Annotated in this window: 1 protein-coding gene; it reads right to left on the bottom strand. The window is 46.1% G+C overall.

Going from position 1 to position 686, the window contains the following annotated elements; translation table 11 throughout:
- Positions 1–233 precede the first annotated feature (233 nt).
- Positions 234–686, bottom strand: a 453-nt coding sequence (locus HT737_RS30465) for an amino acid ABC transporter ATP-binding protein (RefSeq protein WP_182404676.1), incomplete at its 5' end; no start/stop codon positions are given.

Here is a 686-nt window from a genome sequence, read left to right as displayed (position 1 = left end):
GACCAAAAGCAGGAATTGACCTTGACCGCATGATTTTATATTTGCGTCATAATCGAGTTGTTATATTCGAAAGGCGGAAGTGGTCGTTCCGTGTATGCGTTGTGGTCATACTGCGTACGATTTCCGCTCAAAGAGACGCCCCACCCATAAAATCCTTAAAAAACAGCTGTCTGCCACCTTAGACATTGGGAACTTTGATGTGAGAAACATCTCTTGAGCAAGAAAGATTGAACTCAGTGACGAATCACCTGCTGCAAAAATGTGCGAGCACGGTCAGACTTAGGTGCATCAAAGAACTCAGTAGGTGAAGCTGACTCTACTATCCGTCCGGCATCCATAAACACCACTCGTGATGCAACAGAACGGGCAAAACCAATTTCATGGGTGACCACAATCATAGTCATACCTTCATTCGCCACCTCAGTCATCACATCGAGGACTTCACGAACCATTTCAGGGTCCAGCGCAGCAGTAGGCTCATCGAAAAGCATTACTCGAGGTTTCATACACAAGGCACGAGCAATGGCTACACGTTGCTGTTGACCACCAGAAAGTTGATCAGGATAACGATCAGCCAGATGAGGAAGGTGTACACGAGCAAGATAAAATTCCGCCAGCTCCACGGCATCTCTTTTGGACATTTTCTTGACTTTCTGCAATGCAATAGTGCAGTTTTCCAAGACTKG

Source organism: Pseudomonas sp. MD195_PC81_125 (assembly GCF_014060985.1).
Classification (GTDB): Bacteria; Pseudomonadota; Gammaproteobacteria; order Pseudomonadales; family Pseudomonadaceae; genus Aquipseudomonas; species Aquipseudomonas parakoreensis.
The sequence above is the reverse complement of the archived record's forward strand: the minus strand, read 5'-3'. Positions and strand labels throughout refer to the sequence as shown.